This is a genomic window from Streptomyces sp. NPDC059524 (assembly GCF_042749255.1).
Classification (GTDB): Bacteria; Actinomycetota; Actinomycetes; order Streptomycetales; family Streptomycetaceae; genus Streptomyces; species Streptomyces xanthii.
Genome location: NZ_JBHYTK010000024.1, coordinates 47,438 through 53,437 on the forward strand (window position 1 = coordinate 47,438; position 6,000 = coordinate 53,437).

A 6,000-nucleotide genomic window follows, 5' to 3' on the forward strand; every position below is an offset into this window, starting at 1 on the left:
GAAGTGGCCGTCGAGGGCCGCGGCCTCCTCGTCCAGGCCCAGCTCGGCCAGGAGTTCGCCGTCGCCGTGGTAGAGCCGGCCGAAGCAGCGCATCGCCGAGCCGTGCCGGATCTCCTCGGCGCGGCACCGCGCGTACATGTCGTCGAGATCGCTCACCCGGCGGGCCGTCGTGCGCAGCCGGTCCAGGTCGATCGGTCCGGGCTCGGGCCGGTCGAGCAGCACGAGTTCGCCGCGGAAGTTCTCCCGGTACTCCGAGACCGCCGCGCCGTTCTCGCGACGGCGGCTCTCGGCCGTGATCCAGCGGCTGCCGTCCGTGGACGTGGACACCGTGACGCGGATGTCGCGGTCACTGCCCTCGGTGGTGGCGATCGCCTCGTGGAACAGGACGTTGCGCAGCTCGGCCCGCGCCGTGTCGAAGCCCCGGTCGCGCAGGATGCGGAAGACGATGTCGAGGAAGGTCACCCCGGGCATGACGGACACGCCGTGCACCCGGTGGTTCTGCATGATGAAGTCGCTGTGCTCCAGCACGAGATGGCACACCAGCTCCTGGCCCGGCTGGGGCGTGGAGGACTCGTTCACCACTTCCGTCCTTCCTGCGACGCCGCGGAGTCGGCGCCGGTCGGGGTGAGGGGGGCACGACCGGGAGCGGTCGCGGGCTCCTCGAAGGTCAGGCCGAGGATGGAGGCGCCCGGGGTGGGGCGCGGGGAGGCCGGCGGGGGTGCCGTCGGCGGGGCAGGCGGCGGCGCGGCCGCGGACGTCACCGGCCGTGCTGTCCCCGGGACCTTCTCCGGGGCCTCCAGCCACAGCCGGCGGCGGCGGTAGACCGGCGCGGGCAGGGCCGGGCGCGGCCGGTGCGCGGCGGCCAGGGCCGGGTCGAGCTGGCTGACGACGGCGTGGGCGTTGGTGCCGCCGAGCCCGAAGGCGCTCACCCCGCCGACCCGCACCCGGCCCGGCTCCGGCGTCCACGCGTGGGCGGCACGGCTCAGGGCGAACGGGGAGGACGCGAAGTCGAAGCGGGGATTGGGGCGTTCGCAGAACAGCGTCGGAGCGATCCGCCCGTCCCGCACGGCGAGCACCGTCTTGAGGAGCCCCGCCATGCCCGCCGCGCTCAGCAGGTGCCCGACGTTCGTCTTCACGCTGCCGATCGCGCAGAAGCCGGTGCGCGCGGTGTCCTCGCGGAACACCTCGGTCAGGGCCCGCAGCTCGATCGGGTCGCCGATCATCGTGCCCGTGCCGTGGGCCTCGATCAGACCCACCTCGTCTGGGCGCCGGCCGGCCGCCGCGAGGGCCCGGCGCACGACCTTGGCCTGCGCCGCCGGGTTCGGCGTGGTCAGGCCCATGGTGCGGCCGTCGTTGTTCACCGCGACCGCGTCGATCACGGCGTGCACCCGGTCGCCGTCGGCGAGCGCCCGCTCCAGCGGCTTGAGCAGGACGACGCCACAGCCCTCGCCCGGCACGAAGCCGTCGGCGCTCTCGTCGAAGGTGGCGCAACGCCCGTGCCGGGACAGCGCCTTGGCCGCGCTGAAGTCGAGGTAGGGCTCCTCGTCCAGGAGGATGTCGACGCCGCCGGCCAGCGCCAGCTCCGACTCCCCGTCCAACAGGCTCCGGCAGGCCAGTTGCAGGGCCACCAGGGACGACGAACAGGCGCTGTCCACCACGAGGTTGGGGCCGTGCAGGTCGAAGTGGTGGGCGACGCGCGCGGCGATGAAGTTCTGGTCGGAGCCCATGCCCACGGCGCCGCGCCGCTCGCCGACCCGGCGGCCGTACTGCGAGAGGCGGGCCCCGGCGAAGACGCCCACGTCCCGGCCCGCGAGCTCCCGTGGCTCGTACCCGGCGTCCGCCAGACAGTCGGCGGAGCCCTCCAGGAACAGGCGTACCGCCGGGTCGAGGCAGCGCGCCTCGTCCTCGCCCATGCCGAAGGCCTCGGCGTCGAAGTCCTCGATGCCGTCCAGGAAGCCGCCCCACTTGCTGATGCTGCTGCCCGGCTCCGGCTCGGCCCGGTAGAGCGCGCCGGTGTCCCAGCGCGACGCCGGGACCTCGGTCACCGAGCACACCCCGTCCAGCAGGTTGCGCTGGAACGCTTCGGCGTCCGGCGCCCCGGGGAACCGGCAGGCGAGGCCGACGATCGCGACCTTCCCGGCCGTCTCCGCGACGGGCGCGCCCGGCACCGCCGGCGCGGGGGCCGGAGCCGTGACCGGCTGTTCGGGTACGGCGGGCGGGCCGGCCGGCACGCCGAGGGACAGCAGATGACGGCCCAGGCGATCGAGCGTGGGGTGGTCGAGCAGGATCGCCGGGTCCAGGCTCAGGCCCGTCCGCTCCTCCAGCCGCAGCAGGATCTCCCCGAGCAGGACGGACTCCACGCCCAGGTCGCCCAGGAGCGCCGTCGGGTCGAGGGCTTCCTCGGGGATCGCGAGGAGTTCGCTGAACACCGCGGCCAGCCAGGGCGGTCCGGCGACGGGTTGCGCCATGAGGGACTCCTCGGGGACGGGCGGCGGGGGCTGGACGGCCCCGGCCGGTGACGGTTCGGGTTCGGATACGGGACCGGACAAGGCGGCCGGATCCGTGCCGGCGTCCGCGTCGGCGCCGTCACGGGAGCCGAGCAGCAGCGCCGGATCGGCGGGTACGCCGGCGAGCGGCGGGCACACCGCTACGCGGGCCGGCAGCCCGGCGGGCAGGGCCAGCACCCGTTCCAGGGCGCGCAGTCCCTCCTCGTCGCCGAGCGGCCCCACGCCCACGGGCGCGCAGCCGTCGGGCCGGTCCGTGCCCATCCCGGACTCGCTCCAGGTGGGCCAGGCGACCGAGCGGAACCCCGGGCGGCCGGAGCGCGCCCGGTGGTCGGCGTAGCAGTCGAGGAAGGCGTTGGCGGCGGCGTAGTCGAGGACGCCGGCGGCGAGGCCCGGCGCGAGGGCCGAGAGCGAGGAGAACAGCACGAAGAAGTCCGGGCGGTCGTCCGCGCACAGCTCGTCCAGGACCTCAAGGCCCGTCGTCTTCGGCTCCAGCACGGGCGCGAAGTCGGCGAGGTCCTTGCCGATGAACGACGGCCGGCCCACGGGGGCGCGGCCCGCGCAGTGCACGATGCCGCCGACGGGACCCAGCCGCTCGCGCACCTGGCGCAGGAAGGCGTCGGTGCGCTCCCGCTCGCTCAACGGGCCGGAGTGCACCAGCACCTGGGCGCCCAGGGACTCCAGTTCGCCGACCAGCGCCGCCGTCTCGGCCTCGGGCGTGCCCCGGTCGAGGAGCGGCCACCGGTCGCGGGGCGGCAGCGGGCGGGCGCCGGTGAGGGCGATCCGCCGGGCGCCGCGCCGGACGAGGAGCCGGGCCACGCGGGCGCCGATGCCGCGGGTGCCGCCGGTGACGAGGTAGGTGCGGTACGGGTCGGGGCGCAGCGGCCGGTCCCCGTCGTCGGGCAGGACCACCAGGTCGGCGCGGTGCCGCACTCCGGCCCGCACGGAGACCTCGCGCGGGCCGTGCGCGGCGGCGTACTCGGCCACGATGTGCCCGGCCGCCGCCTGCGGCCCGCAGGCCTCCAGGTCCAGGTCGAGCACGGTGCCGGTCACCCGCCGGTACTCGGCGTCGAGCATCCGCACGAAGCCCGCCATCCGGGCGCCGGCGAGCGACGGGGTGCCGCCCGACGGGGCGTGCAGCCCCTCGGTCACGTGCAGCACGCGGCAGCCGCGGCCGCGCAGGGCCCGTACGGTGCGGCGCAGCAGCACGAGCCGCGCGGTCCACACGTTCGCGGGTTCGGCGCCGGTGCGGCCGAGGTCGGTGAGGTCGACGATCCCGTCCACGGCGCCGGGGCCGTCCGCCCGCAGGCCCTCGGCGAACGCGGCGGCCGTGGCCTCGTCGCCGATGGCGGGCACGCCGTCACCGGCGTCGGCGCCGGCCCGGACGAGCGTGACCCGGTCCGGGCCGAGGCGGGCGAGCAGCGCGCGGGCCACGGGCTCACCGGGTGCGGCGAACACGCAGACGACGCGCCCCTCGATGTCCTGCACCGGTGCGAGCGCCGGGGCGGTCCGCCAGGTGCGGCCGAACAGGGCCGTCCCCGAAGGGCTCGGCGCGGGTGCGGCACTCTGCGCCGTGGGCTCGGCGACAGGGGCGGGCACGGGCACGGGTGCGGGTTCGGGGAGCCAGTGCCGGTCGCCGGCGAACGGGTAGGAGGGCAGCGCCACCGGGCGGCGCCGCACGGAGTGCAGTCCGGCCCAGTCGACCGCGCCGCCCGCGGTCCAGTGCCGTGCCAGGCGCAGCAGTTCCGCCTCCCGGTCCGCCGCCGGGTCGAGACCGGACAGCGGGCCCTCGGGAAGGTCGCCGCCGGGAGTGCGGGCGTGCACGCAGCCCGTCGTGTCGCCGGAGACGAACCGGTCCAGGGCGCGGCGCAGCTCCGGCACGTCGTGCGCGACCAGCGCCAGCCGCTCGCGCAGCGGTTCGCGCCCGCACTGAAGGGTGTACGCGATGTCGGCCAGGCCGGTCGGGCCGTTGGTGGCGTCGCCGGACCGGTCGCCGAGGCGTTCGCTCAGCCGGGCCGCCATCGCCCGCAGCCGGTCCTCGTCGAAGGCCGACAGCACGATCAGCTGGGCCGTGCCCGCGTCCGTGTCGGCGTGGGTGTCCGTGACGGCGGGGGAGGGGACGTACTCCTCCACGACGACATGGGCGTTGGCCCCGCCCGCTCCGAAGGCGCTCAGGCCCGCGCGGCGCGGCAGTCCGGTCCCGTCCGGTCCGGTGAGCGCCTCCCACGGCCGGCTCTCACGGACCAGTACGAAGGGCGAACCGGCCCAGTCCACGGCCGGGTTGAGTTCCTCGGCGTGCAGCGACGGCACGAGGGTGCGGTGCCGCAGCTGGAGGATCACCTTGGTCAGTCCGGCGATCCCGGCGGCCGCTTCCGCGTGCCCGATGTTGGACTTCACCGAGCCGATGGCCCGGCGCTGCCGAGCGGCCTCCGTCGCCGCTTCCGCGAACGCCCGGTTCAGGCCGTTGATCTCCACCGGGTCGCCCAGCCGGGTGCCGGTGCCGTGCGCCTCCAGGTAGCCGATGGTGGCGGGGTCGGCGCCCGCGCGGCGCAGCGCCGCGCGGACCAGATCGCCCTGGGCGACCGGGTTGGGCACCATGTAGCCGTTGGTCTTGCCGCCGTGGTTGACGGCCGTGCCCCGGATGACGGCGTGGATGCGGTCGCCGTCGGCCTCGGCCGCCGACAGCGGCTTGAGCAGCACGGCACCGACCGCCTCGGCGGGGACGAAGCCGTCGCCGCCGGCGCCGAAGCTGCGGCAGCGGTGGTCGCTGGAGGCCATCTTCAGCCGGTCCTGCTGGCGGAACTTGTGCGGATGCAGCGACAGGTTGACCCCGCCCGCGAGCGCGGCCGCGCACTCGCCGCGGCGCAGGCTCTCCACCGCCAGGTGCAGGGCCGTCAGCGACGACGAGCACATGGTGTCCACGGCCAGGCTCGGGCCGTGCAGATCCAGGAAGTACGAGACCCGGTTGGCGATGCCGGCGACCGCGGACCCGGTGTCGGCGCTCTCCCCGGTCAGTGACCGCTCGACGCCGAAGAACGGGTACTCGTTGTACATCGTGCCGACGAACACGCCCACCCGGGAGCCGAGTTGCTCGCGGATCCGGGCCCGGGTGCAGCCGGCGTCCTCCAGCGTCTCCCAGACGACCTCGAGGAACTGGCGCTCCTGGGGGTCCATGAGCTGGGCGTCGCGCGGGGTGATGCCGAAGAACAGGCTGTCGAAGCGGTCCACGCCGTCGAGGAAGCCGCCCCACATCCGGTCGACGGGCCAGCCCTCGCGGGCCCGTTCGGCGGGCAGAGGTCCGATGCTGTCGACCCCGCCCGCCAGGTTGTTCCAGAACGTGTCCAGGTCCCGGGCGCCCGGGTAGCGGCCCGCGATCCCGACGACCGCGATCGGCTCCGCCCCGGCCTCTGGGCCGGAGCGCCGCTCGGTTCGCGTCACTGATTGCGGAGCTGACTGCTGTATCGGTTGCGGGATTGTTTGTGGAGTTGTTTGCGGG

At 75.6% G+C, this 6,000-nt stretch carries 2 protein-coding genes (1 of these 2 running past the window's edge); both read right to left on the reverse strand.

Annotation, left to right across the window (positions count from 1 at the left end; translation table 11 throughout):
• Positions 1 to 579, reverse strand: partial view of an SDR family NAD(P)-dependent oxidoreductase gene (locus ACFW9D_RS10015; RefSeq protein ID WP_384619894.1) — the start only. 21,492 nt of this gene lie to the left of the window's left edge; the window shows 579 of its 22,071 coding nt (coding positions 1-579); it begins with the start codon at positions 577 to 579; its stop codon lies beyond the left edge, outside the window.
• Positions 576 to 5,942, reverse strand: a complete 5,367-nt coding sequence (locus ACFW9D_RS10020; protein ID WP_384619897.1) for a beta-ketoacyl synthase N-terminal-like domain-containing protein — start codon at positions 5,940 to 5,942, stop codon at positions 576 to 578. The genes ACFW9D_RS10015 and ACFW9D_RS10020 overlap by 4 nt, the downstream gene beginning before the upstream one ends.
• Positions 5,943 to 6,000 lie beyond the last annotated feature (58 nt).